2 protein-coding genes and 1 pseudogene are annotated in these 2,819 nt (G+C 66.9%); 2 read left to right on the top strand and 1 reads right to left on the bottom strand.

Annotated elements, in window-relative coordinates; translation table 11 throughout:
- Both ENZ74_RS27855 and ENZ74_RS27850 read left to right on the top strand, forming a co-directional pair.
- On the top strand, positions 1-1,147 hold a 1,147-nt coding region (locus tag ENZ74_RS27855), incomplete at its 5' end, for an FGGY family pentulose kinase (RefSeq protein ID WP_127313149.1).
- 140 nt (positions 1,148-1,287) lie between these two features.
- On the top strand, positions 1,288-2,319 hold the full coding sequence (locus tag ENZ74_RS27850; RefSeq protein WP_063168580.1) for a cupin domain-containing protein: 1,032 nt from the start codon (positions 1,288-1,290) through the stop codon (positions 2,317-2,319).
- A 9-nt stretch (positions 2,320-2,328) separates the two neighbouring features.
- Here ENZ74_RS27850 and ENZ74_RS27845 read toward each other — a convergent pair.
- Positions 2,329-2,819: pseudogene (locus tag ENZ74_RS27845) on the bottom strand (DNA polymerase IV); the annotation flags it as partial.

Below are 2,819 nucleotides of genomic sequence, written 5' to 3'. Positions count from 1 at the left end.
CGCCACTTTCGACGCCGCCTGGCAGTTCATGGACCTCGCCGATTTCCTCACCTGGCGGGCGACCGGCAGCCTTGCCCGTTCGGTCTGCACGGTGACCTGCAAATGGACCTATCTGGCGCATGAGAGCCGCTGGGACGAGACGTATTTCCGCAAGATCGGCCTCGGCGCGCTGGCCGACGAGGCATTCGCGCGCATCGGCACCGAGATCGTGCCGGCCGGTGCCGCACTCGGCGGCGGATTGACCGCGCAGGCAGCAGCAGACCTTGGTCTCAACCCCGGCACCGCGGTGGCGGCCGGACTGATCGACGCGCATGCCGGGGGCGTCGGCACGGTCGGCGCGCGCGGCGATTTCGGCAGCGTGCTGTCGCGCATGGCCTATGTTTTCGGCACCTCGGCCTGCACCATGTCGTCGACCGCCGAGCCGGCCTTCGTCGACGGTGTCTGGGGTCCGTATTTCTCGGCCATGGTGCCGGGCCTGTGGCTGAACGAGGGCGGCCAGTCGGCAGCTGGTGCTGCGATTGATCATCTGGTGCGCATGCATCCTGCAGCCGGCGAAGCGACCGCCAAAGCGCAAGCCGAGGGGCTCAGTCTCAGCGCCTGGCTGTCGCTGCAGGCGCAAAGCCGCAATGGAGCCGCGGCCACGCCGGCCCTGGTCGGCGGCATCCATGTCGTGCCGGAGTTCCTCGGCAACCGCGCGCCCTTCGCCGACCCGGACGCGCGCGCGCTGATCGCCGGGCTCGATCTCGACACCAGCCTCGACAGCCTGGTCGGGCTCTATGTCGCCGGGGTCTGCGGGCTGGGCTACGGCGCGCGCCAGATCGTGCAGGCCGAACATCAGAAAGGCATTGCCGTCGACACCATCGTGGTCAGTGGCGGCGCCGGCCAAAGCCCGCTGGTGCGCCAACTGCTGGCCGACACCACAGGCATGGTGGTGGTGGCCTCGACCTCGCCGGAACCGGTGCTGCTCGGCTCGGCGATGCTGGGCGCGGTCGCCGCCGGTGCCTACAAGGATGTGGCGGCGGCGATGGCCGGCATGTCGGAACTCGGCGAGGTCTATCATCCCGACGCTACGCTGGCCGGCTGGCATGCCAAACGCTTCGCGGCGTTCGAATTGCTGCAGCAGGCGGGCAAGGCCATCCGAGGCTGAAGCGCGCGGCTTCTGTCCGGCTTTGTCAGGAGCGTAGCGAACACCGCTTGGCGGTTTAGCCGGAAGCTGGCAGCTTTGTTCTGTCGTGGACCCTCCAGCAGCACGCGACGAGGGCAGGGCGACAGGACCAGGAGGCCCTAATGGTGGACGAAGCTAAACCGCCGCTACCATTCGCATCGGATGAGGTGCCGTGGACGGAATGGTCCGATGTGCCACGCTTCGGCCTGCGCTACCGGCATTTGTCGCTGGCTGCCCTTGGCGAAAAACACCGTGTCGGCGTGGCAATCGAGGAGCTTCCGGCTGGCAAGCAGTCCTCGCCGGCGCATTACCATATTTTCGAGGAAGAGCATGTCTTCATCCTCGAAGGGGCGCTTACCGCGTATGTCGGCGACGCGGCCTATGCCATGAAGTCCGGCGACTACATCTGCTTTCCCGCCGGTGCCGCGGCGGGGCATTGCCTGATCAATACCAGCGACGCACTGTGCCGCTATGTCATCGTCGGCGAGCGCAACCCGAATGAAGTGGTCGTCTACACCGCCTCCAACAAGGTGCTGGTACGCGCCCTGGGCCGCCGCGCGATCTTCGATCTCGCAGCCATCCGAACTTACTGGGACGGCGAGAACACCGGCCTTACCGCCGGCGATCCGCTGCCGTCGGATGTGACGGCCGGTGTCACCAAACCCCCGGCCGCGCCGATCCCGCCGATCGCCAGCGATGCTGTCGAATGGAAGGTCGAAGGCGAAGGCCCGCGGTTCGGCGGCCGGTCCAGGCACCTGACTTATGCCGCGCTGGGACGCTCCGACTATCATGTCGGCATGCTGATCGAAGCGCCGGCGCCCGGCATGCGCCTGGCGCCCCGGCACTATCACATGCTGGAAGAGGAGCATGCGCTGATCCTGGAAGGGGAGGTGACGCTGCTGCTTGGCGAGGAGCGCCACGAAATGAAAGCCGGCGACTATGTCTGCTTTCCGGCCGGCCTGGCGGTCGGGCATTCCTTCCTCAACAGCGGCACGGGGCCGTGCCGCTACCTGATGATCGGCGAGAAAAATCCCAACGAGGTCTGCGTCTATCCAGATTCCAACAAGATGGCGGTCGACGCCTTGCGCCGGCGCGACGGCATTTTCGACATGGGAGCGGTGAGGCGGTACTGGGACGGCGAAGAGATGGAGTAGCCCCCGGCTTCACAGCTCCTTCTCCGCCAACTCCCTGAATTCGTCGGGAACCGAGCGCGCCGCCTCCAGCGCCACCGTGCCGTAGCCGACCGCCTGTTTGCCAAAGCGCTCGCGGATCTTGTCGATGGCGCGGTCGGCGTCGAAGCGTGCTAGGCCCTTCTTCGTGCCGGGCCGGCGCCTCTCGTCGGCGAGGCCAAGCGGCAGGTCGAGCTGTAACTCGAAGCTTTCCTCAAGATGCGAGACCGAGATCGCCAGCAGCGAGATCGTTTTCTCCTGTGGATTGTCGGCAAGCAGGCCGCGCACCAGATCGCCGGCGATCTCGGCCAGCATCGCGGTCGCCGAGATCGGCTGGTCAAGCGTGATCGAACGGGTGACGGCGCGGAGATCGGCAGAGCGCACGCGTACCGTCACCGTGCGGCCGGGCCTTGCCTTGGCGCGCAGCCGGCTGGCGACGCGGTCGGCCAGATGCAGCAGTGTCGGCACGATGACCCGTGCCATAG

The sequence above is a fragment of the Mesorhizobium sp. M7A.F.Ca.CA.002.15.2.1 genome (genome assembly GCF_003998715.1).
GTDB lineage: Bacteria > Pseudomonadota > Alphaproteobacteria > Rhizobiales > Rhizobiaceae > Mesorhizobium > Mesorhizobium ciceri.
Note: the sequence above shows the minus strand (reverse complement) of the source record. Positions and strands in the feature narration are given on the sequence as shown.